Genomic DNA, 24,011 nt, shown 5'->3' with positions numbered 1-24,011 from the left:
CCCGGAGGCGACCGCTTCAGGCGGCGACGGCGTCCGGAGCCGCGGTCTCGCCGAGCTTCTTGTGGATCTCGCGCTTGAGGAGCTTGGCCGTCTGCGACAGCTCGACCTCGTGCGCCTTCACGAGGAAGGCGTCGAGGCCGCCGCGGTGCTCGACCGAGCGGAGCGCGTGCGCGGTGACGCGCAGGCGCACGCGGCGGTTCAGCGCGTCCGAGGTCAGCGTGACGTTGCAGAGGTTCGGCAGGAACCGGCACTTCGTCTTGCGGTTCGAATGGCTCACGAGGTGGCCGACCTGAACGGCCTTGCCGGTGAGTTCGCAGCGGCGTGCCATGATAACGCTATCCTGTCTCGTTCCTGGGCGATGCGGACCCGCCCTCCCGGGCCGGATGCGCCGCCTGCGCGGCCCCACCCGAACGTCGTTCCAGGTCTCGCGCAGTCGTGTCTGAGTGGCGGCCTATAGGCGAGACGGCCCGGGACCGTCAAGGCAAAACCCGACCGGGCGCCCGGATTGGGGGCGCCTGCGGACGCGCACGACGCCGCCGGCGTCGCGGCGCGTGCCGTCGCACGATCGATATGAGCACGGAACGGCCGAGGGTCCAAGCGCGGAGGCGGGAAGGCTTGCGCGGGCGACGCCGCCTCGGCCCTGCGGCGACCCGCCGGCCCGGCGGCCACGGGCCCTGGGCGCGCGCGGAACGGCCTGTTAACCATGCGGCTCGGATAACCGTCGCCTGGGCAGCCCCGGGGCTCCGCGTCGTCGGGGCCGGTGCCCGGACGACCTCGTGAGGATGCGATTCGGACCATGAGCGCCCGCCCCCACCGCAGCGCCTTCCCACTGATGCGCCTCGTTCTCGCCGCCGCCCTCGGCGCCGGCGCCCTCTCGCCGGCCGAGGCGCGGGAGCGCAAGGCCGCGCCCGCCAGCATCGCCGTCGATTACGGCATCGCGCTCGCCGGCCTGTCGATCGGCACCGCGCGGCTCGCCGGCACCTTCGAGAACGCAAAGTACCGCGTCGACGTCTCGGCGACGCTGACCGGCCTCGTCGGCGCGATCACCGGCGGCCAGGGCTCGGCCCGCTCCGCCGGGATCATCGCCGCCGCGCCGCAGCCCAACACCTTCTCGATCGCGACGCGGACCGCCAATTCGGGGATCGCCGTGCGCATGGCGCTCGCCCACGGCAACGTCACCCAGTCCGAGGTCACGCCGCCGCTCGTCGACATGGACGACCGCGTGCCGGTGACGCCCGCCAACAAGCGCGGGATCATGGACCCCGCCAGCGCCCTGCTGATGCCGGCCCAGGCCTCCGGCGACCTGACCAACCCGGACAATTGCAACCGCACGCTGCCGGTCTTCGACGGCGCGACCCGCTTCAACGTGGTCCTGAGCTACGGCGAGACCCGGGCGGTGGAGAAGCCGGGCTATTCCGGCCCGGTGCTGGTCTGCAACGCCCGCTACCAGGCGGTCGCCGGCCACCGGCCGGACCGGCCCGGGGTGCGCTTCATGGAGGAGAACCGCGACATGTCGGTCTGGCTCGCGCCGGTCGAGGGCACGCGGATGCTGGTGCCGATGCGCATCTCAGTGCGCACCACGGTGGGCACCAACATCATCGAGGCGACCCGCTGGGTGCGCGGCGCGGCCACCGCCGAGGCGCCGGCCACCACCGGCAGCCTCGCGAGCCGCTGAGGATGCGCGGCGCCGCGCTCGCGACGATCCTGGCGGCCTTCGCGCTGCTCGCATCCGGCCCGCGCCCGGCCGCGGCCGCGCCGCTGGAGGCCGGCGCCAGCCCCTGCGGCGGAAACGCCTACTCCTCCGCCGAGGTGACGGAGGGTCGCGGACGGCGGCGCGGGCCGCTCACCGCCGTGCCGGACACGCTCTGCGCCGACATCGAGACCGGGCAGCCGCCGACGCGGATCGAGCTCTACGGCATCCCGGATCGCGACGGATCGGCTTACGGCCTTGGCGGAGCGCCCGGAAGCGCCCCATATGAGCGCTCGTTCCGGCGCCGGCCGTCGGCCGACTGACGATCTCGCCCTTCCGGGGCGGGGCCCGTCGCCACCCGGCGTCCCGCGCCGTGCGGCTCCCAGCGCCGAAGGGATTGCTCCGATCCTCCAGCACCGCCGCTCCCTTCCGCCCTCGGCCCGCGCGCGCGGGGTCACGGCGGTGCTGGGGCCGACCAACACCGGCAAGACGCACCTGGCGATCGAGCGCATGCTGGCCCATCCCACCGGGATGATCGGCCTGCCGCTGCGGCTGCTCGCCCGCGAGGTCTACCTGCGGGTCGTGGCCCGCGTCGGCGTCGACAAGGTCGCGCTGGTCACCGGCGAGGAGAAGATCAAGCCGGACCGGCCGCGCTACTGGATCTCCACCATCGAGGCGATGCCGCGCGACCTCGACGTCGCCTTCGTGGCGATCGACGAGATCCAGCTCTCCGCCGACATGGACCGCGGCCACGTCTTCACCGACCGCCTGCTGAACCAGCGCGGCCGCGAGGAGACCCTGCTGATCGGCTCCTCGACGATCCTGCCTCTGGTGCAGGCGCTGATCCCCAACGTCCACACCACGACGCGCCCGCGCCTGTCGACGCTGACCTATGCCGGCGAGAAGAAGCTCGGGCGGATGCCGCGGCGCACCGCGATCGTCGCGTTCTCGGCCGAGGAGGTCTACGCCATCGCCGAGCTGATCCGGCGCCAGCGCGGCGGCGCCGCCGTGGTGCTCGGCGCGCTCTCGCCGCGCACCCGCAACGCGCAGGTCGAGCTCTACCAGTCCGGCGACGTCGACTATCTCGTCGCCACCGACGCCGTCGGGATGGGCCTCAACCTCGACGTCGACCACGTCGCCTTCGCCGCCACCTGGAAGTACGACGGGACCCGCTTCCGCAAGCTGACGCCCGCCGAGCTCGGGCAGATCGCGGGCCGCGCCGGGCGCCACCTCTCGGACGGCACCTTCGGCTCGACCGGGCGCTGCCGCCCGTTCGAGCCCGAGATGATCGAGCGGCTGGAGAACCACGATTTCGACCCCTTGCGCATCCTGCAATGGCGCAACCCGGACCTCGACTACGGCTCCCTCGAGGCGCTGCAGGCGAGCCTCGACGTGCATCCGAGCGAGCCCGGCCTGACGCGGGCGCCGATGGGCGAGGACCAGCAGGCCCTCGAGATCCTGATGAAGGAGGACGACATCCGCGACCTGTCGCGGAGCCAGTCCGCGGTGCGCCGCCTGTGGGACGTCTGCGGCGTGCCGGACTACCGCAAGGTCCACCCGCAGGTGCATGCCGACCTCGTGGCCGAGCTCTACCGCTTCCTGATGAAGGGCATGGCCGGTCGCATCCCCGACACCTGGTTCGCCGAGCAGGTGGCGATGATCGACCGCACCGACGGCGACATCGAGACCCTGTCGCGCCGGATCGCCCACGGGCGCACCTGGACCTTCGTCGCCAACCGCCCCGATTGGCTTCGCGATCCGGAACATTGGCAGGGCGAGACGCGTCGGGTAGAGGACAGGCTGTCCGACGCCCTGCACGAACGCCTCGCGAGCCGCTTCGTCGATCGGCGCACCAGCGTCCTGATGCGGCGCCTGAGAGAGAACACGATGCTCGAAGCCCAGATTACCCCCGACGGTGACGTGACCGTCGAGGGTCAACATGTCGGCCACCTCCACGGCTTCCTGTTCGTGCCCGATGCCAGCGCCGAGGGCCACGAGGCCAAGACGCTCCGCAGCGCCGCCGAGAAGGGCCTCGCCGGCGAGATCGAGGCCCGCGCTGAGCGCTTCGCCGCAGCCGCCGACGCCTCGCTGGTGCTGAGCCACGACGGCGTGATCCGCTGGACCGGCGCGCCGGTGGCCAAGCTCGCCCCCGGCGACAAGATCTTCGCGCCCCAGATCCGCCTGCTTGCCGACGAGGCGCTCGCCGGCCCCGCCCGCGAGAAGGTGGTGGCGCGCCTCGACGCCTGGCTGAAGGCGCACGTGACGCGCCTGCTCGGCCCGCTGATCGAGATCGAGACCGCCGCCGACCTCACGGGCCTCGCCAAGGGCATCGGCTTCCAGGTCGTCGAGGCGCTCGGCGTGCTGGAGCGCGCCCGCGTGGCGCAGGAGATGCGCACGCTCGACCAGGACGGCCGCGGCGCGCTGCGCCGGCACGGCGTCCGCTTCGGCGCCTACCACCTGTTCCTGCCGGCCCTGCTCAAGCCGGCGCCGCGGACGCTGGCCGCCCAGCTCTGGGCCCTGCAGAACGGCGGCCTCGAGCAGCGCGGCCTCGACGAGATCGGGCATCTCGCCGGCTCCGGCCGCACCTCGATCAAGGTCGATCCCGAGATCGCCAAGGGGCTCTATCGCGCCGCCGGCTTCCGCGTCTGCGGCGGGCGCGCCGTGCGCGTGGACATCCTTGAGCGGCTCGCCGACCTGATCCGCCCCGCAGTCGCCTATCGCCCCGGCACAACGCCCGGCGCGCCGCCCCCCGGCACCGCGGACAAGGACGGGTTCGTCGCCACCGTCGGCATGACCTCGCTGGTCGGCTGCTCGGGCGAGGACTTCGCCTCGATCCTGACCTCGCTGGGCTACGCCGCCGAGACCCGGCCCGGCCCGGCGATCACGGTGCCGCTGCTGCCCGCCGCGTCGACGACGCCGGTCCAGCCCGCCCCCGCCGCGGAAGCCAAGCCCGAGGCGACCTCCGAGACCGAAGTCGCCGAGGCCGCGCCCGCCGACGCGGCGACCTCGGAGGCCGTCTCGGAGCCGGCGGAGCCGAACGCGCCGGATGCGGAGGCCGTCCACGGCGACGCGCCCGAGGCAACGCACGAGCCCGAGGCTGCGCCTGCCGCCGAGGAGCCGGTTGCGGAAGCAGTGCCCGCCGAGGACGCCGTCGCCGAGCCGGCGACGGACGAGGCAGGCGTCGAGGCGACGGCGGCCGAGCCCGCCGAGGCGCCGGCGACCGAGGCGGCTACGGCCGAGGCCCCGACGGTCGGCGAGGGTGCCGTCGCGCCGGCGGCCGACGCGATTCCCGCCGAGGCCGCGTCCGAGCTTCTCGCCGACACCGTCGCCGAGGAGCCGGCGACCATCGAGGTGTGGACGCTGCAGCGTCACCAGCGCCAGGCCAACCCGCGCCCGAACCGCCCGCGCGGTGCCGGCCGCGGCCGCGACGGCGCCCCGGGCGCGCCCCAGGGCGAGCGCCGCGAGGGCGAGCCGCGCCGGGACGGCGGTCGCGACCGGCCGCGCCCCCATGCGGCCGAGGGCCGCGACCGGCCGCCGCGGCCGGACGGACCCCGGCCCGAGGGCGGCCGCCCGGAGGGTCCGCGCCGCCACGACGGCCCGCGCCGCGAGCGCTTCGAGCCCGGCGCCCGGCCCGACCGGCGCGACGAGCCGCGCCATGCCGGCCCCCGGCCGGATGCGCGCCCCCCGCGCCGCGAGCGGGCGCCCGATCCCGATTCGCCCTTCGCCAAGCTCGCCGCCCTGAAGGCGCAGCTCGAATCCGGCGAAGGCGGCAAGCGCTGAGGCATCACCGGTCCGCATGAAGGAAGGGCGGCAGCGGCTGGACAAGTGGCTGTGGTTCGCGCGGGTGGCGAAGTCCCGCTCGCTCGCCGCCCGCCTCGTCGAGGACGGCCACGTCCGCCTCAACGGAACCCGGACCACGCTGCCGGCGAAGGGCCTGGCCGTCGGCGACGTGCTGACGGTGGCCGCCGCCCACGCCACGATCATCGTGCGCGTCGTCGACCTCGGGACGCGACGCGGCTCGGCCGAGGTCGCCCGGCGATTGTATGCGGACCTGTCGGCCGGCGGCGAGGCGGCGCAGGCCCGATCGGTTTCCGAGCCCGAGCCGCCCCTGGAATCAGTGTAGACAAGCCACACTCCGGCACCGCGGGCCGGTTGCGGCATGGGTGCGCTTGTCAGCCCCCTTGGCAGGGGCTAGAGCCCTTGCCATCCAAGGGCCAACCCAAGGCCCGTCGACACGCAAGCCGAACGCGTCCTCGCCCGCCCGCGAGACCGTTCGAGCCCCCGGCGACCGCGGATGCGGCCAGCGCGGATCGAGGACGAAAATCGCACCATGACCTACGTCGTCACCGACAATTGCATCAAGTGCAAGTACATGGACTGCGTGGAAGTCTGCCCGGTGGACTGCTTCTACGAAGGCGAGAACATGCTCGTCATCCATCCCGACGAGTGCATCGATTGCGGGGTCTGCGAGCCGGAATGTCCGGCCGAGGCGATCAAGCCGGACACCGAGCCGAACCTCGAGACCTGGCTGAAGGTCAACGCCGACTACGCCAGAGACTGGCCGAACATCACCCAGAAGAAGGACGCTCCCGGCGACGCCAAGGAGTGGGACGGCGTGGCCGGCAAGTTCGAGGCGCACTTCTCCGCCGCCCCCGGCACCGGCGACTGATCACCCCCGCATCGGCCCGCGGCCTCGATGCCGCGGTTGCCTTGCCGGCTCGGTCCCGGCCTCAGCCAAACCGTGCATAACGTGCTTCGGACGGTGTCGAACCGTCGGGAGCGCGTCGCGCTGCTTTGATTCGACGGTTGATTTGTGATACACAATCCGCCTGCCGTCGCTCGCGCCTGACGTGCTGCCTGTCGCGTCCAAAAACGCGAATTCCGGATCGTCCAGGATAACAGGTGGCACGCGCTCGACTGCTGGAGGCTTCGCCTCCGGCGGCCGTTCTATCATGGGCTGCGCACGGCTGCGCCTGGGAGCTTTCGCCTGCCCGACCGATCCGGTCGGCGGCGTCGGTCGGGCGGTTGAAGCCGGGTGTCCCACCCCGGAAAGACATGGTCACGCGGGTGCTTGCAACCCCCCGCGCTTTGTTCTGGAGGCCCTTCTCGCATGACAACAGCCAAGAAGCCGACGACGGGTCGCCAGGGATTCAAGACCGGCGAGGCGGTGGTCTATCCCGCCCACGGCGTCGGCCGCATCACCGCGATCGAGGAGCAGGAGATCGCCGGCTACAAGCTCGAGCTGTTCGTCGTCTCCTTCGAGAAGGACAAGATGGTCCTGCGCGTGCCGACCGCGAAGGCCAACAGCGTCGGCATGCGCAAGCTCGCCGAGCCGGAACTGGTGAAGAAGGCCCTCGACGTGCTGACCGGCCGTGCCCGCGTCAAGCGGACGATGTGGTCGCGCCGCGCCCAGGAATACGAGGCCAAGATCAATTCCGGCGACCTGCTCTCGGTCACCGAGGTGGTGCGCGACCTGTACCGCTCGGAGGCCCAGCCCGAGCAGTCCTACAGTGAGCGCCAGCTCTACGAGGCCGCCCTTGACCGGATCGTGCGCGAGATCTCGACCGTCAACCGGATCACCGAGACCGAGGCGCTCAAGCTGATCGACCAGAGCCTGCAGAAGTCGCCCCGTCGCGGCAAGGCCGAAGCGGAGGCGGAAGCCGAGGCCGACGGCGACGAGGCCATCCAGGAAGAGGCCGCCTGAGGGCACGCCGATCGGCCGGGATCGTTCCGGCCACGTCCCATCCCGATCAGGCCCGGCGCGCGAGCGCCGGGCTTTTTCGTGCGTGCCGTCGCCCGCTCGATGGAGCGGTGGTCGGGTAACCTTCGATCGCGCAATCGTGCGTTCGACGGAACCGGACATCCTCGGCCCTGTTGGATCGCCGGCGGAACCTTCGCCTTCGCCCTCCCGTTGTTCGGTGCCTTGCGTGGACGCCCGGTCGGACCGGTGCCTCCGCAGGACGCGGCCGAGGCCGCAGCAGCGCTCGGAAGGAAGAGGCAGGCGGCATGGCGGAAATCGCGGGAATTCGTCGGCAGTTCATTCGCACCGCGATGGAAGCGCCGTTCCTCCAGCGGGACGAGGAACGCGGGCTGGCGGTGAGTTGGAAGGACGAGCGCGACGAGCGCGCCCTCCACAAGCTGATCTCGGCGCACATGCGCCTCGTGATCGCGCTGGCCGGTCGCTTCCGGCATTACGGCCTGCCGATGGCCGACCTCGTCCAGGAAGGCCATGTCGGCCTGATGGAGGCCGCCGCCCGGTTCGAGCCGGAGCGCGAGGTGCGGTTCTCGACCTACGCGACGTGGTGGATCAGGGCCTCGATCCAGGACTACATCCTGCGCAACTGGTCGATCGTCCGCGGCGGCACCAGCTCGGCGCAGAAGGCGCTGTTCTTCAACCTGCGGCGGCTGCGCGCACGCCTGATGCAATCGACCGAGGAGCGCGTCGGCGACGAGATCCACCGCCGCATCGCCACCGCCATCGGCGTCTCCCGCGAGGACGTGGCGTTAATGGACGCCCGCCTGTCCGGCCCCGACATGTCGCTCAACGCCTCGGTCGGCGAGGAGAGCGAGGCCTCGTCCGAGCGCATGGACTTCCTCGTCGACGGCGCGGCGCTGCCCGACGAGACCGTGACCGCCACGGTCGACGGCGAGCGCCGCCATCTCTGGCTGCAGCAGGCGCTGACCGTCCTGTCCGAGCGCGAGCTGCGCATCCTGCGCGAGCGCCGTCTCGCCGAGGACCAGGCCACGCTGGAAGCCCTCGGGCATCGCCTCGGCATCTCCAAGGAGCGCGTCCGCCAGATCGAGAACCGCGCCCTGGAGAAGCTCCGCCGGGCCCTGGCCGACCGCTTCCCGCAGACGACCGGTGCCGCCTACGCCGGGTAGGACGCCTCTCCGCATCGGTGACGAGAAAGGCCCGCCCGGATGGTCGGGCCTTTCTCGTTTTCGCGACGTCCCGTCTTCCCTCCCCCTCTGCGGGGGAGGGAGAGCGTCGCCCCCTACTTCGTCGACGTGCCCGTCGAGCCGGTGGCGTCCACCGGGCCCGGCTTGATGCTCCACAGCTCGGTCGGCAGGGCCGCCGGGGCGTCGGGCTTGTAGAAGGCCGAGTCCTGAATGTGCGAGGTCGTGAACAGGATGGTGCCGTCCGGCGCCTCGGCGAAGGTGTCGGGCCAGCGCAGGCGCGGATCCTGGATAAGCACCGTCGGCTTCCCGCCCTTGGCGGACAGGTCGAGGACCTTCACCGCGTTCTCCTCCGGCGCGCTGACGTACATCCGGCCGTCGTGCCGGCTGATGATCAGGCCGTCGGCGGGGCCGTTCTCGCCCACCGTCTCGACCTTGCCCGACAGGCTCTTGTCGGTGAGCGCGCTCGGCACCACCGAAGACGTCAACCACCCGGTCAGCGCGTCGGTCGGGAGGCTGTAGAGCGTCTTGCCCTTGATCGCCTGCCAGTAGAGCGTCTTGCCGTCGGGCGAGAGCGCGATGCCGTCGGCCGCGAACTCGACGCCGCGCCCGTCGGGCCGGCGCAGGGGCTTGCCGTCGTAGGTCACGGTCACGCTCTTGTCGGGCATGGTGGTCGGGTCGCCGTCGAGCAGGCGACGGGCCTTGCCGCTGTCGAGGTCGACCACGACGAGGGCGCCGCTCGCGCCGGAATCGGTGAGGTAGGCGGTCTTGCCGTCGGGCGAGAAGCGCACGTCGTTCAGGTACGAGCCCTGGGGCGCCACCGTCTCGTCGAAGGCGATGGTGCGGGCGGGCTTGTTGGTGCTCAGGTCAATCTCGACGAGCTTCGGCCCGTCCTTGACCACCGCCGCCATCGCGGGGGCGGCCGGATCGAGCACCCAGACGTTGCCCTTCGGATCGGCGACCACGCTCTGAACGCAGATCCAGTGGTTGCGCGCGTCGACCTCGTCCTTCTTCGCGTTGCGCCACGCATTCCACTCGGCATCGGGGAACGGCGTCAGCTTGCCGTCCTTCAGCTCGGCGACCGAGATCGCGGTATCCTCGGTCCAGCGCGGGAAGTTGACGAAGATGCGCCCGTCCTTTCCGACGGTGACGCCGGTGACCTGATGCTCGAAGCTCGCCACCTTGGTCAGCGCCGGCGCGGTGCCGGGCTGGGACGCGACCGATTCCTGCGCCACGGCGGCGCCGGAGAGCGCGGTTCCGGCAAGGAGGGCGCTGCCGAGCACGAGGCCCGCGCGGATGCCGGTGATCGTCATGGTCATGGAGAACCTTTTTTCGGGGCGGCGGACGCGCCGCATCAACCCAATCAACGCAGCCGGAGCCGGCCAAGCTTCATCGGACCGGCATCGTTCCGGCACGATCAGCGATGGTCGGCGCCCGCTGGCCCGGCGGTGGCGGCGAGGGTGCGGGCCATCCGCTCGATCCGCTCGGCGGCCCGCGACACGCCGTCGGAGACGCGGGCCGACCGATCCGCCTCGACCGTCTGCGACGCGGCCACCTCGGCGCGCAGCCGCTCGGCCTCGGCCTCCGCCACCGCGAGCCGGCGCTTCAGCTCCGACACCTCGTCGGAGATGGTCAGCGCCGCCATCACCTGCAGGCGCATGTCGCCGATCTCGCCGAAGGCCTTGCGCATGTCGGCGACCCGCGCGCCGAGGTCGGCGGCGAGCGCCGCCAGATGCGCCTCCTCGCCCTCGCCGCAGGCCATGCGGTAGCTCTTGCCGTCGATGGTGACGCTGATCTGGGGCATGCGTGCTGCAGGTCGGCCGAGGACGAGGAAATCGGGACTTCGGCGGATTGGGCGCGTGCGCGCCGCCCGGTCAAGGGTCCGGGCGGGCGAGCACGGTCTCGACGGTGCCGATCGCCCGATCCAGCCGGCGGCCGACCGTGTCGGCGGCGGCCTCGACCTCGGCGAGGCGCGCGCTCGCGGCGTCGAGCGCCGCGGCGAGGCGGGCCCGGTCCTCGGCCATGATCGCGCGCTCCGCCGCGACGTCGTCGGGGTTGGCCTCGGCCTCGAGCCGGCGGGCGACCGCAGCCTCGAGTTGCAGCAGCGCCGCGTCGAGCCTGCGCAGGGCGTCGCCGGTCGGGTCGCCGGTCGGGTCGGTCGGGGGGCTTTCGGCATCGCTCATGACTGCCGGCAGGTTTCCCCCATGCCGCGATGGATTTCCAGCCGAATCTGCCGCCGACGCCCAGCCAAATCCAGTCCGGTCAGGCCGCCCGGATTGTCAGGACTTCGCACAGGCGGTCCCCGTCCTTCGCTTTGACAGCCCGGGGCACCATGTTAGAGACCCGCCGCACGCGCCTGGCCGGTTCTCGCGCGCGCTTTGTCCGGATACCCGACCCGTGCCAGTCAAGAGGCCCTCGCCCGCATCGTCCGTCTCACGGATGGTCCCCGGCGACCTGTGCCCGGGCCTCGCGTCGGTTCATCCCTGGTTCAATTCGGCGGTTCATAGAGCCGGCCGCAGCACCGGACGGCCGACGCGCCGTTCCGGTACCATCGAACGGCGCCCGCAGGTCGGCGCCTCATCTCGCGAAGGAGTCACGCCGTGACGGTGAAGGTTGCCATCAACGGGTTCGGGCGCATCGGCCGCAACGTTCTGCGCGCGATCCACGAGGCCGGCCGCAAGGACATCGAGGTCGTGGCGATCAACGACCTCGGGCCGGTCGAGACCAACGCGCACCTGCTGCGCTTCGACTCGATCCACGGCCGGTTCAACGCCAAGGTGGTGGTCGACGGCGAGTACATCATCGTCGACGGCAATCGCATCCGCGTCACCGCCGTGCGCAACCCGGCCGAGCTGCCGCACCGCGAGCTCGGCGTCGACATCGCGCTCGAGTGCACCGGCATCTTCACCTCGAAGGACAAGGCTAAGGCCCACCTGGATGCCGGCGCCAAGCGCGTCATCGTCTCGGCGCCCGCCGACGGCGCCGACCTGACGGTGGTCTACGGCGTCAACCACGACAAGCTGACGGCCGATCACCACGTGATCTCGAACGCCTCGTGCACCACCAACTGCCTCGTGCCGGTGGCGAAGGTCCTCAACGACCTCGTCGGGATCGAGCGCGGCTTCATGACCACGATCCACTCCTACACCAACGACCAGCCCTCGCTCGACCAGATGCACAAGGATCTGTACCGGGCCCGCGCCGCCGCGCTCTCGATGATCCCGACCTCGACCGGCGCCGCCAAGGCCGTCGGCCTCGTGCTGCCGGAGCTCAAGGGCAAGCTCGACGGCACCTCGATCCGCGTGCCGACCCCGAACGTCTCGGCGGTCGACCTCGTGTTCACCGCCAAGCGCGCCACCTCCGTCGAGGAGATCAACGCGGCGATCGTGGCGGCGGCCGACGGCCCGCTCAAGGGCGTGCTGGCCTACACCGACCAGCCCAACGTCTCGATCGACTTCAACCACGACCCGCACTCGTCGACCTTCCACCTCGACCAGACCAAGGTCATGGACGGCACCTTCGTGCGCATCCTCGCCTGGTACGACAACGAGTGGGGCTTCTCGAACCGCATGGCCGACACGGCCGTGGCGATGGCCAAGCTGATCTGACGAGCCGATCTGATCCGTCTCCCCCGGCCGGCTCGCGGACACCCCGCGGGCCGGCGGTTTCGCGACCCGGCCCGACCATCCGCGAAAAGCCGCGCCCCGCCGGGCCGCCCTCCGAACCGCAGACGAGAAAGGGTCCGTGACGAATGACCGACGCCCCCAAGACCGCGACCGGGCAGGACTTCATCCCGACGACGACTTCGCCCGTCGACACCCGGCCCGTCGACACCCGGCCTGTCGACACCCGGCCTGTCGAGGCCAAGCCCGTCGAGGCCAAGCCCGCGGCCGCCGGTCCGGCCGGCGCGACGCCGATCGCCGCCAACCAGCTGTTCGACCAGCTCGCGCGGATCGAGGACAAGACCTCGCGGATCGAGGACAAGTACGCCCGCTCGGAGTCGCTGCTGACCCGGGTCGAGGACAAGGTCGAGGGCGCCTCGAACCGCATGAACGAGGCGGCCCGCCAGTCCGACCTCGCGGCGCTCCGCTCGGAGATGCGCGGCCTGACCGAGCGCCTGCGGCGCCTGCCCGGCACCGGCGCCCTCGTGCTCACCGCGATCATCACCGCCGTGCTGACCGTCGTGCTGATGATCGCCGTGCAGCGGCTCAACCTCGACAGCCTGCTGCCGCCGCGCGCGAACGCGACCGCCGCGGCGCCGGCCCCCGCCCCCGCCCCTTCGCCCGCGCGCTGACCGAAAGCCGACCGGAGCCCGACCGCATGACCGCCTTCCGCACCCTCGACGATGCCGGCCCGCTCGCCGGCAAGCGCGTCCTGCTCCGCGTCGACCTCAACGTCCCGATGGAGGCCGGCCGCGTCACCGACGCGACCCGGATCGAGCGCGTGGTGCCGACGATCCGCGAGATCGCGGGCCAGGGCGGCAAGGTCGTGCTGCTCGCCCATTTCGGCCGGCCGAAGGGCAAGCGCGAGGCCAAGGACTCGCTCCGGCCCGTCGTCGCCACCCTGTCGGACAAGCTCGGAAGCCCGGTGGCCTTCGCCGAGGATTGCGTCGGCGAGGCCGCCGCGACCGCCGTCGCCGCGATGCGGGACGGCGACGTGCTGCTGCTGGAGAACACCCGCTACCACGCCGGCGAGGAGAAGAACGACGCGGCCTTCGCCGACGCGCTTGCGACGAACGGCGACGTCTACGTCAACGAGGCGTTCTCGGCCGCCCACCGGGCGCACGCCTCGACGGAAGGCCTCGCCCACCGCCTGCCGGCCTATGCCGGACGCCTGATGCAGGCCGAGCTCGATGCCCTGACCAAGGGTCTCGAGGCGCCCAAGCGCCCGGTGATCGCGCTCGTCGCAGGTGCCAAGGTCTCGTCGAAGATCGACCTGTTGGAGAACCTCGTCACCAAGGTCGACATGCTGGTGATCGGCGGCGGCATGGCCAACACCTTCCTGCACGCGCAGGGCAAGGCGGTCGGCAAGTCGCTGTGCGAGAAGGACCTCGCCGAGACCGCCCTGCGCATCCTGGCCGCGGCCGAGTCCGCGAAATGCCGGATCATCCTGCCGGTCGACGCGGTCGTCGCCTCCGAGTTCAAGGCGAATGCCGCCAACGAGACGGTGCCCGTCGACGCGGTGCCTGAGGGCGGCATGATCCTCGACGCCGGCCCGAGATCGGTCGCCGAGATCGACGCGGCGATCGACGAAGCCGCGACCCTGGTCTGGAACGGCCCGCTCGGCGCCTTCGAGATGACGCCGTTCGATGCCGCCACGGTCGCCGCGGCGCGGCACGCGGCCGAGCGCACCACGGCCGGCAAGCTGGTCTCGGTCGCCGGCGGCGGCGATACCGTGGCCGCCCTGAACCATGCCGGCGTGTCGGAGCGATTCTCCTACATCTCGACCGCCGGCGGCGCCTTCCTCGAATGGCTGGAGGGCAAGACCCTGCCCGGCGTCGAGGCGCTGCGCGCCAAGGACTGAGCCGCGAAACGATTTCGCGCCGCCCCACGCGATCCAGGCGTGCCGTGGCGGCGTTCTTCCCCCACAGACCCGAACAGAGCTTAGACGGAGCACGGACGATGGCGCGGATCACGTTGAGGCAGCTTCTCGATCACGCCGCCGAGTACGGCTACGGCGTGCCGGCCTTCAACATGAACAATATGGAGCAGGGGCTCGCCATCATGGCGGCCGCCGACGCCACCGATTCCCCGGTGATCCTGCAGGCGAGCAAGGGCGCCCGCGCCTACGCCAACGACATCGTCCTGGCCAAGCTCATCGACGGGCTCGTCGAGATCTACCCGCACATCCCCGTCTGCATGCATCTCGACCACGGCAGCGACGAGGCCACCTGCGCCACCGCGATCCAGTACGGCTTCACCTCGGTGATGATGGACGGGTCGCTCAAGGCCGACGGCAAGACCCCGGCCGACTACGCCTACAACGTCGGCATCACCCACAAGGTGTCGGAGATGGCGCACTGGGCCGGCGTCTCGGTGGAGGGCGAGCTCGGCGTGCTCGGCTCCCTCGAGAGCGGCGAGGGCGAGGCCGAGGACGGCCACGGCGCGGAAGGGGTGCTCAGCCACGACCAGCTCCTCACCGACCCGGACGAGGCGGTGAAGTTCGTCGCCGCCACGAAGGTCGACGCGCTCGCGGTCGCGATGGGCACCAGCCACGGCGCCTACAAGTTCACCCGCCAGCCCGACGGCGACGTGCTCGCGATGAACGTCATCGAGGAGATCCACCGCCGCCTGCCGACGACCCACCTCGTGATGCACGGCTCGTCCTCGGTGCCGCAGGAGCTTCAGGACATCATCAACCGGTACGGCGGCCAGATGAAGCCGACCTGGGGCGTGCCGGTCGCCGAGATCCAGCGCGGGATCAAGCACGGCGTGCGCAAGATCAACATCGACACCGACAACCGCATGGCGCTGACCGGCCAGATCCGGAAGGTGCTGGCCGAGAATCCGTCCGAGTTCGATCCGCGCAAGTACCTCAAGCCCGCCATGGAGGCGATGACCAAGCTGTGCAAGCAGCGCTTCGAGGAGTTCGGCACCGCCGGCCAGGGCTCGAAGATCCGCCCGATCTCGGTCTCGGCCATGGCCAAGCGCTACGCCAACGGCTCGCTCGACCCGAAGATCACCGCGAACTGAGGCGACCCGTCTTCGTTCCAGGCGATCGGAGAGACGAGCTCCACCCGATCGCCCCATACCCGTCATTCCGGGGCGCCGAAGGGCGAACCCGGAATCCGGATCCGCCGACGGAGCCGAACCGATGGCGTCCTGTGGTTCTGGATTCCAAGCTCTGCCGCGCAGCCCCGGAATGACGAGCGGGCCTGACAAGGTCTGCGCAGGACGTCGGGATCAATCGCCTTCGCAGCCCCTGAAACGTCCCTCTCCGCTTCCCCGACGCGCTGCGCGGCGGTATCAGGGCGCATGACCGACGCACCCCGCCTCACCCTGCTGACGCCGCATCGCGTCGGGCCCGAGCATGTCGACGCGCTGCTGCCCGCGCTCGAGCGCGCCTGCGGCGCCGGCGACGTGGCCGCGGTGATCCTGCGGCTGGCGCCGTCCGATGAGCGCAGCCTGATCGCCCTGGTCAAGCGCGTCGCCCCCGCCGTGCAGGCGGCTGGGGCGGCCCTGGTCGTCGCCGCGGCGGGCTTCCCGGGCGACCTCGTCAGCGTCTCGGCCCGCGGCGGCGCCGACGGCATCCACGTCGACAAGCCCGAGGACGGCACGCTGCAGGAGCTGCGCGGGCGCCTGCGCGACGGCCGGATCCTCGGCGTTGGCGGGATCGAGACCCGGCACGCGGCGATGGATGCGGGCGAGGCGGGCATCGACTACCTGATGTTCGGCGGCCTCTACCCGGACGGCGTCGCCGCCGAACCCGAGGCTGTGCGTGAGCGCACCGCGTGGTGGGCCGAGATCTTCGAGACCCCATGCATCGGCGTCGCCTGCGCCGAGACCGAGATCGCCGGGCTCGCGCCCACCGGCGCCGAGTTCGTCGGGCTGGAGAGCGGCCTGTGGATGGACGATCCCGCACGCATCGCGACGCTGCAGACGTCGCTGTCGGAGGTCGCCTCGTGAGGCGATTCCGCGCCCTCGGATTCGCGCTGCTCATGGCCGGGGGGGCCGTCTCCACCGGCGGCCCCGCCCTCGCGTCCCCCGGCACGGTCGAGCCGGCCAAGACGCCGGGCACCGATCCGGTGAAGCCGCCGATGCGCGAACTGCCGACCCCCTACACCATCGGCTATTCCGGCGGCGCCCGCCCGCCGCCGACCGACCGCACGCCGGACTTCGCCTACGGCGCCTATCAGCGCGGGCAGTACGTGACCGCGTTCCGGGAGGCGACGAAGCGGATCGAGGCCGACCGCAAGGACGCGGCGGCGATGACGCTGCTCGGCGAGTTGTACAACCAGGGCCTCGGCATCAAGCCGGATCCGGTAAAGGCCGCCGACTGGTACCGCCTCGCCGCGGCGCAGGGCGAGCCCGGGGCGATGTCCTCGCTCGGGCTGATGTCCCTCGACGGGCGCGGCGTGCCCAAGGACCCGAAGGCCGGCCGGCGCTGGCTGGAGCAGGCGGCCGAGCACGGCTCGCCGACCGCGGCCTACAACTTCGCGCTGCTGCTGCTCGGCAGCGGCAGCGAGGCCGACCTGGCACGCGCGGCGACGATGTTCCGCAAGGCCGCCGACGGCGAGATCGGCCCGGCCCAGCACGATCTCGGGGTGCTCTACCTGCAGGGCCGCGGCGTGCCGCAGGACGCGACCAAGGCGGCCGAGCTGTTCCGGCGGGCGGCCGACAACGGCGACCTCGCCGGGGAGGTCGAGTTCGCGATCCTGCTGTTCAACGGCAAGGGCCTTACGAAGGACGAGGGACGCGCCGCCCGCTACTTCCTGCACGCGGCCGCCCGCGGCAACGCCATCGCCCAGAACCGCGTCGCACGGCTCTACGCCACCGGGCGCGGCGTGCCGAAGAACCCGGTCGAGGCCGCGGCCTGGAACCTCACGGCGGCCGGCCAGGGGCTGTCGGATGCCTGGCTCGACCAGGCGCTCGCCGGGCTCACCGCCGACGAGCGCACCCGCGCCGAAAGGCTGGCCGGCGACCGGTCCGAGGCGCGCTGAGCCCGCGCGGACCGGCGGCGGCGCTCAGAGCTTGCAGGCGCCGTCCAGAGCCGCGTTCTCGGCTGCGGTGAACAGGCGCGAGCGGATGTGGAAGCGCTTCTCGCGGCCGTTCTCGAGGGAGAACATGCCGCCGCGCCCGGGCACCACGTCGAGCATGATGTGGGTGTGCTTCCAGACCGCGAATTGCGGGCGGCTGATGTAGAAGTCCGCGCCGCCGACCTGGCCGAGATGGACGTCGCCGTCGCCGGTGATGAAGTCGCCGACGCCGTAGCACATCGGCGAGGAGCCGTCGCAGCATCCGCCCGACTGGTGGAACATCACTGGGCCGTGCTCGGCCCGCAGCTCCGCGATCAGCTCGAGGGCGGCAGGCGTCGCGGTGACCCGCAACGGCGTGCCGTCGACGCCCGCCTGCTCGGCGGTGGTCTCGGTCGTCGCGGTCTCCGTCATGCGTCGCTCCCGTTCGCCGTGATCGCCCGGCTCGATCCTATGTGGATCGCGCCGCGCCGAAATGCAGGGGGCCCGCGCCGGGCGGCGATCGGCGCCGGCAAAAAGCCCCGGCCGTCGCGGGCCGGGGCAAGGTCGTCTCGGGCGACGTCGTCTTGCGGTCGAGACCGAAGCCCCGGCCTTGGCGGCCGGGGCGGTTTCTCTTAGGCCTAGAAGAAGCCGAGCTTCTTGGCCGAGTAGCTCACCAGCATGTTCTTGGTCTGCTGGTAGTGGTCGAGCATCATGCGGTGGTTCTCGCGGCCGATGCCGGACTGCTTGTAGCCGCCGAACGCCGCGTGGGCCGGGTAGGCGTGGTAGCAGTTGGTCCAGACGCGGCCGGCCTGGATCGAGCGGCCGAAGCGGTAGGCGCGGGTGCCGTCGCGGGTCCACACGCCGGCGCCGAGGCCGTAGAGCGTGTCGTTGGCGATGGCGAGCGCGTCGGCGTCGTCCTTGAAGGTCGTCACCGAGAGCACCGGCCCGAAGATCTCCTCCTGGAAGATCCGCATCTTGTTGTGGCCCTGGAGCACCGTCGGCTGCACGTAGAAGCCGTCGGCCAGATCGCCGTCCTTCACGTTGCGCGCGCCGCCGGTGAGCACCTGCGCGCCCTCCTGCCGGCCGATGTCGATGTAGGAGAGGATCTTCTCCATCTGCTCGGACGAGGCCTGCGCGCCGATCATCGTCGTGGGATCGAGGGGCGAGCCCTGGGTGATCGCCTCGACGCGCTTGACCGCGCGCTCCATGAACCGGTCGTAGATCGACTCGTGCACGAGCGCGCGGCTCGGGCAGGTGCAGACCTCGCCCTGGTTGAGGGCGAACATGGTGAAGCCTTCGAGCGCCTTGTCGAGGAAGTCGTCGTCCTCGTTGGCCACGTCCGCGAAGAAGATGTTCGGCGACTTGCCGCCGAGCTCCAGCGTCACCGGGATCAGGTTCTGCGAGGCGTACTGCATGATCAGCCGGCCCGTCGTCGTCTCGCCGGTGAAGGCGATCTTGGCGATGCGGGGCGAGGAGGCGAGCGGCTTGCCGCATTCCAGGCCGAAGCCGTTGATGACGTTGAGCGTGCCCGGCGGCAGCAGGTCGGCGATCAGCTCCAGCACCACGAGGATCGAGGCCGGGGTCTGCTCGGCCGGCTTCAGCACGATGCAGTTGCCGGCGGCGAGCGCCGGGGCGACCTTCCACACCGCCATCAGGATCGGGAAGTTCCACGGGATGATCTGGCCGACGACGCCCAGCGGCTCGTGGAAGTGGTAGGCGACCGTGTCGTGGTCGATCTCGGAGATGCCGCCTTCCTGGGCGCGGATGCAGCCGGCGAAGTAGCGGAAGTGGTCGATGGCGAGCGGGATGTCGGCGTTCACCGTCTCGCGGATCGGCTTGCCGTTGTCCCAGGTCTCGGCCAGCGCGATCAGGTCGAGGTTCTCCTCCATCCGGTCGGCGATCTTGTTGAGGATGCGGGCGCGCTCGCCGGCCGAGGTGCGGCCCCAGGCCTCCTTGGCGGCGTGGGCGGCGTCGAGCGCCTTCTCCACGTCCTGCGCGTCCGAGCGGGCGACCTCGCAGATGACCCGGCCGGTGATCGGCGAGGTGTTCTCGAAGTAGCGGCCGTTCGCCGGCGCGACCCACTGCCCGCCGATGAAGTTGTCGTAGCGGGCCGAGAACGGCGACTTGGTCTTGGCGTCGGCCAGGAATTCCGGCTTGTTCATGGTGCTGTTCCTCCGTGCGGTTCCGGCATGGCGTGCCGGCCTTTTTCGGCTTCTCGCTGGCCGATCGCAGCCAAAGCCAGTTGGGAGGCCTTGGCAAGTTGGACTTTTGGCCAACCAGGTCCGCGAGTGCTCGTCGGAGGGTAGCCGGATCGCCGCCGTTTGGCGACCGCCGCCGGCAGCAGGGGTCAGCCGCCGCGATTCGCCTTGCGGGTGGCGGCCGCCTTCCTGGCGGAGGCGGAGCGCTCTTCCGGCGTGCGCGCGGCCGAGGCCTTGCCGCCCTTCTCCCCGCCCGCATGCGCCGCCGGGTGGCCGGTGGCCTTGCCCCGGCCGGAGCCGCCGGGCTTCTTGCCGCCGCCGTCGTCCTTGTTGACCGTCGCCCAGGCGCGGGCCTCGGCCGCCTCCTCGGACACGCCGCGCTTCTCGTACGAGTCGGCGATGTGCTCGGCCTTCCGCACCTGCTTGTCGGTGTACTTGCCCTTGTCGCCCTGCGGCATGATCGACCTCGCGTCTCCGCCCGATTCACCCGTCCGCCGACGCGACGTCCTCAGCCGGTCCCGGTCGGCCCGTCGAGGACGGCGCGCACGCGACGGATCAGGTCCGTGCGGCGGTAGGGCTTGTTCAACACGTCGAACTCGGATCCCCCCGCGTCGGTTCGCTCCAGGCTCGCCTCGGCGTAGCCGGTGGTGAGCAGCACCTTGAGCCGCGGCTGCCGGCGCCGCGCCTCGCGGGCGAGCATCACCCCGTTCATACCGCCGGGCATGATCAGGTCGGTGAAGATCATGTCGATGCGGTCGTTGCCGTCGAGGATCTCCAGGGCCTCGCGCCCGTTCCCGGCCATCAGCGTGACGTAGCCGAAGTCGCGCAGGATCGTCCGGGCGAGCTCGGCCACGTCCTCGCGGTCGTCGACGATCAGGATGGTCTCGGTGCCCTGGCGCTCGATGGCGCGGGCCGCCGGCTTCGGCGCCTCCTTCACCCCGGTCTCGGTCACCGGGAACGACAGGCGCACGGTGGTGCCCTCCCCCTGGACCGATTCGATCTGGGCCGCGCCGCCCGACTGCTTGGCGAAGCCGTAGACCATCGAGAGGCCGAGCCCGGTGCCCTTGCCCTCCTCCTTGGTGGTGAAGAACGGGTCCATCACCCGCGCCAGCACCGAGGGCGGCATGCCGGTGCCGGTGTCGGTGATCGAGACCCGGACGTAGCGGCCGGCGCGCAAGGGGCCGGTCCCGGTGATGTCGCGCTCGGACACGTCGAGGTTCTCGGTGACGATGCGGATGCGGCCGCCCTCCGGCATCGCGTCGCGGGCGTTAATCATCACGTTGAGCAGCGCGACCTCGGCCTGGGTCGGGTCGACCCGGCAGTTCCACAGGTCCGGCGCCGGGTCGTAGTCGACGGTGATCGCTTCGCCGACGGAGCGGGCGACCATGTCGCGCATGCCCTCGATCAGGGCGTTGAGGTTGACCGCGCGGCCTTCCAGCCGCTGCTTGCGCGAGAAGGCGAGGAGCTGCTGCGTCAGCGTCGTGGCGCGCTGCGCGGCCTGGCGGATGTTGTCGGCGGCACGCCCGAGGCGGCCCTTGTCGGCATCCGGCTTCTCGAGCCCGGCGCTGAGGATGTCGACGTAGCCGACGATGACCTGGAGCAGGTTGTTGAAATCGTGCGCGATGCCGCCGGTGAGCTGGCCGAGCGCCTCCATCTTCTGGGCCTGGCCCAGGGCCTCCTCGGCGTCGCGGCGGCGCGACACGTCGAGCTGCGAGGCGAAGAAGTACAGCAGCTCCCCCGAGGTGTCGTAGAGCGGCGAGACGAACAGCGCGTTCCAGAAGGTCGAGCCGTCCTTGCGGTAGTTCAGGATCTCGGTGCTGTACTCGCGCCGCTCGTCGATCGCCGCGCGTACCTGCGCGACCGCCTCGCGGTCGGTCTCCGGTCCCTGCAGGAAGCGGCAGTTGCGGCCGACGATCTCCTCGCGGCTGTAGCCGGACATCGCGATGAAGGCGTTGTTGGCGAAGATGATCGGGTTGTCGGACTGGCGCGGGTCCGTCACCGTCATCGGCATGCGCGTCGTCTCGACGGCCGCGAAGAAGATCTCGTTGCGCGGGTCCGACATGGCGGAGACGGACCCGGTGCCGACACGGGTGGTGCGGCCGGTCGGCGGTGTCTCGGGCGTCTGGGTCATGTCGACGGGGTCTCATCCTTCGGCATCGGTCGGCCGCTTCACCGCTTCGTTCGACGCCGGCGAGCCGCTGCGCCTGCGCAAAAGCGTTCTGGCGCACGATCCGGATCGACACCACCGCGATAACGCCAGGGGGCGCCCGGGCGATCCCGGCATTCTGGCGAAGGTCAGGCCCGCGCCGAAGCCGAAAGCGCGGATGCCGCCCGGCGAGCCGGTCTCGCGCATCGGCGAAGGCGTGAAAACCCGCTTCGCCGCCCAGCCGTCGCGCCGGCCGGTGCACGACGTCGACCACATCGTCGACCGCGACGCGCACGGAATCGCGATCGAGCAGTCGGGCCGCGCGACGACCGACCGCTGCCGCTACTCGGCGGCCTGCGGCAGGCTGGGCTCGGATCGCGCGGCCGGTTGCGACGGCGCCGCCGCCGGCATCCGCGAGACCGCGATGGCGTTCTCGATCGCGTCGTTGAGCGTCGTGACCAGGAAGTCGGCCGAGGTCGCCCGGCGCAGGCGATCGAGGGTGGCGGGATCGCGCTCGCCCCAGAACCCGACGAGGACGCTGACGCCCGGCACCGCGGCGCGCGCCTGCCGCACGGTGAAGCGAATCTGCGACAGGCTCACCGGCTCGAGATAGGAGAAGCAGATCATCGCCAGGCTGCCGACATCCTTCGGCCGCGCGCCGGCGCGGATCGCGGACATCGCGATCACCTCGGAGCGCAGGCCGTGGCGGTCGAGGGTCTGGCTCAGCATCAGCGTCGCCGCCTCGTCGAACGGGCCGCGGCTCGAGACGCAGAGCACCGGCACCGCGCCGCGCCAGGCCGGCGCGAGGTCCGACGGCTTGAGCACGACGGCGGCGACCTTGCGGTCCGGCCCCGCCGCGGCGACGGCGGCGGCGGCCTCGGAGCTCCCGGTGCGGGCCTTGCCCCTGCCGGGGCGCCGGGCCACCGGCATGGTGCCGAGCCGCGCGACCACGGTGCGGATCGCGGCGCCGACCTCGCCCTGGCGCTCCCGGTCGAGCGTCCCGCGCGACAGGTCCTCCTGCGCCAGCCTGAGGCCGGCGAGCACGACCTCGTCGTAGTAGGTGACGAGCGCCCGCTCCTTGAGGAACTGCCGGCCCTGGTCGATCGCCTCGGCCGGGTCGTTGGCGAGCATGCGCTGGTAGAAGATCTCCGGCGGATCGAGCGCCGGCTGGTCGCCGAGCAGCACGTCGAGATACCAGAGCCGGTCGACGTGGCGGCCGAGCACAACGAGGCAGACGGTGAGCGGGGTGGCGAGCACGAGGCCGATCGGCCCCCACAGGAAGGTCCAGATCGTCGCCGAGAGGATGACCGCGATCGGCGAGAGCCCGGTGGAGTGCCCGTAGAGCAGCGGCTCGATCACGTGGCCGGCGATCGGCTCAACCACGAGGAACAGGGCCGCGGTGGCGATCACCATGGTCCAGCCCGGATCGACCGAGGCCGCCAGCACCAGCGGCAGCAGGGCGCTGATCGCGGCGCCGATATAGGGCACGAAGCGCAGGATCGCCGCGAGCACCCCGAACAAGGTCGGGCTCGGCACGCCGATCAGCCACAGCCCGACGCCGATCACCACGCCGAAGGCGACGTTGAGGGCGAGCTGCGCCAGGAAGAACCGGCTGAGGCGGCGCGCCGCGTCGTCGATCGCCGCGGTGGTGCGGCGCAGGTCGCCCGAGCCGCCGGCCAGCCGGATCATCCGGTTCCGCAGATCCTCGCGCTGGAGCAGGATGAAGATCGTGAAGATCAGGATCAGGCCGGTGGTGGCCAGCGGGTGCAGGATCGGCCCGGCGAAGGTCTGGAGGTTCTCGACGAAGCCGGCCCGCGCCGCGCGGATCTCGACGGTGAGCGGATGCCCGGCGGTGCCCGGATCGCCCTTCAGCTCGGGCGGCGGCGGCGGCGACAGGGTCGCGCTCAGGTCTTGGAACACGTCGACGATTCGCGACAGCGTGCCGGTGTCGGCGGTCGCCCCGCGCAGAGACTTGATCTTGTCCTGCATCACCAGGGAATAGCGCGGCAGGTCGGACACGAGCTGGCCGCCCTCGCGCGCGATCAGGGTTCCGATCCCGAACAGCGCGCCGAACACCACCACGACGACGAGCAGCACCGCCGGCACCCGCGGCACGCGGATATGCCCGAGCAGGCGCACCGCCGGCACCAGGACGAAGCTCAGCAGGATCGCGAGCGTCACCGGCACGAGGATGTCGCGCCCGAAATACAGCGCCGCCATCACCGCGACGACGAGGAGGAACGAGGCCAGCGCGACGAAGACCGGCAGGCCGTTCTTGAGGCGCTGCGCGGTGACGGGATCGTCGCTCATGGGATTACGCTCCGGTTACGCTGAAGTCCGCCGCCGCCTCTTCCCTCCCCCCTGCGGGAGAGGGTGGCCCGCGAAGCGGGTCGGGAGAAGGGAGCG

22 protein-coding genes are annotated in these 24,011 nt (G+C 71.6%); 13 read left to right on the top strand and 9 right to left on the bottom strand.

Annotated elements, in window-relative coordinates:
• Positions 1 to 16 precede the first annotated feature (16 nt).
• On the bottom strand, positions 17 to 328 hold the full coding sequence (gene rpmB, locus MKK64_RS08215; protein ID WP_147728548.1) for a 50S ribosomal protein L28: 312 nt from the start codon (positions 326 to 328) through the stop codon (positions 17 to 19).
• A gap of 468 nt (positions 329 to 796) precedes the next feature.
• Between rpmB and MKK64_RS08210 the strand changes: the two genes are divergently transcribed.
• From MKK64_RS08210 to MKK64_RS08180, 7 genes are all read left to right on the top strand, one after another.
• A complete protein-coding gene (locus tag MKK64_RS08210; RefSeq protein ID WP_243933383.1) occupies positions 797 to 1,675 on the top strand; it encodes a DUF3108 domain-containing protein in 879 nt (292 codons plus the stop codon).
• Between the two features lie 2 nt (positions 1,676 to 1,677).
• A complete protein-coding gene (locus tag MKK64_RS08205) occupies positions 1,678 to 2,013 on the top strand; it encodes a hypothetical protein (RefSeq protein WP_243933381.1) in 336 nt (111 codons plus the stop codon).
• A gap of 139 nt (positions 2,014 to 2,152) precedes the next feature.
• Positions 2,153 to 5,470: a helicase-related protein gene (locus MKK64_RS08200; RefSeq protein ID WP_409567920.1), complete on the top strand. Its 3,318-nt coding sequence runs from the start codon at positions 2,153 to 2,155 to the stop codon at positions 5,468 to 5,470.
• A gap of 16 nt (positions 5,471 to 5,486) precedes the next feature.
• Positions 5,487 to 5,813, top strand: coding sequence for an RNA-binding S4 domain-containing protein (locus MKK64_RS08195; protein WP_147728547.1), 327 nt, complete (start codon positions 5,487 to 5,489; stop codon positions 5,811 to 5,813).
• A gap of 207 nt (positions 5,814 to 6,020) precedes the next feature.
• Positions 6,021 to 6,359 carry a ferredoxin FdxA gene (gene fdxA / locus MKK64_RS08190; RefSeq protein WP_243933379.1) on the top strand — a complete coding sequence of 113 codons (339 nt, stop codon included), beginning with the start codon at positions 6,021 to 6,023 and terminating at the stop codon, positions 6,357 to 6,359.
• 441 nt (positions 6,360 to 6,800) lie between these two features.
• On the top strand, positions 6,801 to 7,394 hold the full coding sequence (locus tag MKK64_RS08185) for a CarD family transcriptional regulator (protein WP_147728545.1): 594 nt from the start codon (positions 6,801 to 6,803) through the stop codon (positions 7,392 to 7,394).
• A 302-nt stretch (positions 7,395 to 7,696) separates the two neighbouring features.
• Positions 7,697 to 8,572: an RNA polymerase factor sigma-32 gene (locus tag MKK64_RS08180; RefSeq protein WP_147728544.1), complete on the top strand. Its 876-nt coding sequence runs from the start codon at positions 7,697 to 7,699 to the stop codon at positions 8,570 to 8,572.
• A 113-nt stretch (positions 8,573 to 8,685) separates the two neighbouring features.
• On the opposite strand, the gene MKK64_RS08175 is transcribed toward MKK64_RS08180, so the two are convergent.
• The 3 genes from MKK64_RS08175 to MKK64_RS08165 form a co-directional block, all read right to left on the bottom strand.
• The gene (locus MKK64_RS08175) at positions 8,686 to 9,906 is read right to left on the bottom strand and encodes an SMP-30/gluconolactonase/LRE family protein (RefSeq protein WP_243933376.1); all 1,221 of its coding nucleotides are present in this window, start codon (positions 9,904 to 9,906) and stop codon (positions 8,686 to 8,688) included.
• Between the two features lie 98 nt (positions 9,907 to 10,004).
• Positions 10,005 to 10,391 carry a cell division protein ZapA gene (locus tag MKK64_RS08170; protein WP_147728542.1) on the bottom strand — a complete coding sequence of 129 codons (387 nt, stop codon included), beginning with the start codon at positions 10,389 to 10,391 and terminating at the stop codon, positions 10,005 to 10,007.
• A gap of 70 nt (positions 10,392 to 10,461) precedes the next feature.
• Positions 10,462 to 10,770, bottom strand: coding sequence for a DUF4164 family protein (locus MKK64_RS08165; RefSeq protein ID WP_243933374.1), 309 nt, complete (start codon positions 10,768 to 10,770; stop codon positions 10,462 to 10,464).
• Between the two features lie 417 nt (positions 10,771 to 11,187).
• On the opposite strand from MKK64_RS08165, the gene gap reads away from it, so the two are divergent.
• The 6 genes from gap (at position 11,188) to MKK64_RS08135 (ending at position 17,246) form a co-directional block, all read left to right on the top strand.
• Positions 11,188 to 12,195, top strand: coding sequence for a type I glyceraldehyde-3-phosphate dehydrogenase (gene gap, locus MKK64_RS08160; protein WP_147844621.1), 1,008 nt, complete (start codon positions 11,188 to 11,190; stop codon positions 12,193 to 12,195).
• A gap of 143 nt (positions 12,196 to 12,338) precedes the next feature.
• Positions 12,339 to 12,881: a hypothetical protein gene (locus MKK64_RS08155; RefSeq protein ID WP_243933373.1), complete on the top strand. Its 543-nt coding sequence runs from the start codon at positions 12,339 to 12,341 to the stop codon at positions 12,879 to 12,881.
• Positions 12,882 to 12,907: 26 nt separating this feature from the next.
• The gene (locus tag MKK64_RS08150) at positions 12,908 to 14,110 is read left to right on the top strand and encodes a phosphoglycerate kinase (RefSeq protein ID WP_243933371.1); all 1,203 of its coding nucleotides are present in this window, start codon (positions 12,908 to 12,910) and stop codon (positions 14,108 to 14,110) included.
• A 98-nt stretch (positions 14,111 to 14,208) separates the two neighbouring features.
• Positions 14,209 to 15,279 carry a class II fructose-bisphosphate aldolase gene (gene fba / locus MKK64_RS08145; RefSeq protein WP_147860113.1) on the top strand — a complete coding sequence of 357 codons (1,071 nt, stop codon included), beginning with the start codon at positions 14,209 to 14,211 and terminating at the stop codon, positions 15,277 to 15,279.
• A gap of 282 nt (positions 15,280 to 15,561) precedes the next feature.
• The gene (locus tag MKK64_RS08140; protein ID WP_243933369.1) at positions 15,562 to 16,212 is read left to right on the top strand and encodes a thiamine phosphate synthase; all 651 of its coding nucleotides are present in this window, start codon (positions 15,562 to 15,564) and stop codon (positions 16,210 to 16,212) included.
• Positions 16,213 to 16,244: 32 nt separating this feature from the next.
• Positions 16,245 to 17,246 carry a tetratricopeptide repeat protein gene (locus MKK64_RS08135; RefSeq protein ID WP_279593092.1) on the top strand — a complete coding sequence of 334 codons (1,002 nt, stop codon included), beginning with the start codon at positions 16,245 to 16,247 and terminating at the stop codon, positions 17,244 to 17,246.
• Positions 17,247 to 17,270: 24 nt separating this feature from the next.
• On the opposite strand, the gene MKK64_RS08130 is transcribed toward MKK64_RS08135, so the two are convergent.
• The 5 genes from MKK64_RS08130 to MKK64_RS08110 all read right to left on the bottom strand — a co-directional run bounded on the left by MKK64_RS08130 (position 17,271) and on the right by MKK64_RS08110 (position 23,915).
• Positions 17,271 to 17,693 (bottom strand): DUF779 domain-containing protein, encoded by a 423-nt coding sequence (locus MKK64_RS08130; RefSeq protein ID WP_243933366.1) that lies wholly within the window; start codon positions 17,691 to 17,693, stop codon positions 17,271 to 17,273.
• A 206-nt stretch (positions 17,694 to 17,899) separates the two neighbouring features.
• On the bottom strand, positions 17,900 to 19,423 hold the full coding sequence (gene adh, locus MKK64_RS08125) for an aldehyde dehydrogenase (protein ID WP_243933358.1): 1,524 nt from the start codon (positions 19,421 to 19,423) through the stop codon (positions 17,900 to 17,902).
• A 185-nt stretch (positions 19,424 to 19,608) separates the two neighbouring features.
• Positions 19,609 to 19,917, bottom strand: a complete 309-nt coding sequence (locus tag MKK64_RS08120; protein WP_243933355.1) for a plasmid stabilization protein — start codon at positions 19,915 to 19,917, stop codon at positions 19,609 to 19,611.
• A 50-nt stretch (positions 19,918 to 19,967) separates the two neighbouring features.
• Complete coding sequence (locus MKK64_RS08115; RefSeq protein ID WP_243933353.1) at positions 19,968 to 21,590, bottom strand: hybrid sensor histidine kinase/response regulator; 1,623 nt, start codon at positions 21,588 to 21,590, stop codon at positions 19,968 to 19,970.
• 357 nt (positions 21,591 to 21,947) lie between these two features.
• On the bottom strand, positions 21,948 to 23,915 hold the full coding sequence (locus tag MKK64_RS08110) for an AI-2E family transporter (protein WP_243933348.1): 1,968 nt from the start codon (positions 23,913 to 23,915) through the stop codon (positions 21,948 to 21,950).
• Between the last annotated feature and the right edge of the window lie 96 nt (positions 23,916 to 24,011).

The organism is Methylobacterium sp. E-025 (assembly GCF_022829705.1).
In the GTDB taxonomy this organism is placed as follows: Bacteria; Pseudomonadota; Alphaproteobacteria; order Rhizobiales; family Beijerinckiaceae; genus Methylobacterium.
This window is presented reverse-complemented; position numbering and strand designations above follow the sequence as displayed.

Excerpts from the sequence above, each read along its gene's own strand:
- rpmB (WP_147728548.1), bottom strand. The coding sequence starts at position 328 with ATGGCACGCCGCTGCGAACTCACCGGCAAGGCCGTTCAGGTCGGCCAC.
- MKK64_RS08210 (WP_243933383.1), top strand. The coding sequence starts at position 797 with ATGAGCGCCCGCCCCCACCGCAGCGCCTTCCCACTGATGCGCCTCGTT.
- MKK64_RS08205 (WP_243933381.1), top strand. The coding sequence starts at position 1,678 with ATGCGCGGCGCCGCGCTCGCGACGATCCTGGCGGCCTTCGCGCTGCTC.
- MKK64_RS08195 (WP_147728547.1), top strand. The coding sequence starts at position 5,487 with ATGAAGGAAGGGCGGCAGCGGCTGGACAAGTGGCTGTGGTTCGCGCGG.
- fdxA (WP_243933379.1), top strand. The coding sequence starts at position 6,021 with ATGACCTACGTCGTCACCGACAATTGCATCAAGTGCAAGTACATGGAC.
- MKK64_RS08185 (WP_147728545.1), top strand. The coding sequence starts at position 6,801 with ATGACAACAGCCAAGAAGCCGACGACGGGTCGCCAGGGATTCAAGACC.
- MKK64_RS08180 (WP_147728544.1), top strand. The coding sequence starts at position 7,697 with ATGGCGGAAATCGCGGGAATTCGTCGGCAGTTCATTCGCACCGCGATG.
- MKK64_RS08175 (WP_243933376.1), bottom strand. The coding sequence starts at position 9,906 with ATGACCATGACGATCACCGGCATCCGCGCGGGCCTCGTGCTCGGCAGC.
- MKK64_RS08170 (WP_147728542.1), bottom strand. The coding sequence starts at position 10,391 with ATGCCCCAGATCAGCGTCACCATCGACGGCAAGAGCTACCGCATGGCC.
- MKK64_RS08165 (WP_243933374.1), bottom strand. The coding sequence starts at position 10,770 with ATGAGCGATGCCGAAAGCCCCCCGACCGACCCGACCGGCGACCCGACC.
- MKK64_RS08155 (WP_243933373.1), top strand. The coding sequence starts at position 12,339 with ATGACCGACGCCCCCAAGACCGCGACCGGGCAGGACTTCATCCCGACG.
- MKK64_RS08150 (WP_243933371.1), top strand. The coding sequence starts at position 12,908 with ATGACCGCCTTCCGCACCCTCGACGATGCCGGCCCGCTCGCCGGCAAG.
- fba (WP_147860113.1), top strand. The coding sequence starts at position 14,209 with ATGGCGCGGATCACGTTGAGGCAGCTTCTCGATCACGCCGCCGAGTAC.
- MKK64_RS08140 (WP_243933369.1), top strand. The coding sequence starts at position 15,562 with ATGACCGACGCACCCCGCCTCACCCTGCTGACGCCGCATCGCGTCGGG.
- MKK64_RS08135 (WP_279593092.1), top strand. The coding sequence starts at position 16,245 with ATGGCCGGGGGGGCCGTCTCCACCGGCGGCCCCGCCCTCGCGTCCCCC.
- MKK64_RS08130 (WP_243933366.1), bottom strand. The coding sequence starts at position 17,693 with ATGACGGAGACCGCGACGACCGAGACCACCGCCGAGCAGGCGGGCGTC.
- adh (WP_243933358.1), bottom strand. The coding sequence starts at position 19,423 with ATGAACAAGCCGGAATTCCTGGCCGACGCCAAGACCAAGTCGCCGTTC.
- MKK64_RS08120 (WP_243933355.1), bottom strand. The coding sequence starts at position 19,917 with ATGCCGCAGGGCGACAAGGGCAAGTACACCGACAAGCAGGTGCGGAAG.
- MKK64_RS08115 (WP_243933353.1), bottom strand. The coding sequence starts at position 21,590 with ATGACCCAGACGCCCGAGACACCGCCGACCGGCCGCACCACCCGTGTC.
- MKK64_RS08110 (WP_243933348.1), bottom strand. The coding sequence starts at position 23,915 with ATGAGCGACGATCCCGTCACCGCGCAGCGCCTCAAGAACGGCCTGCCG.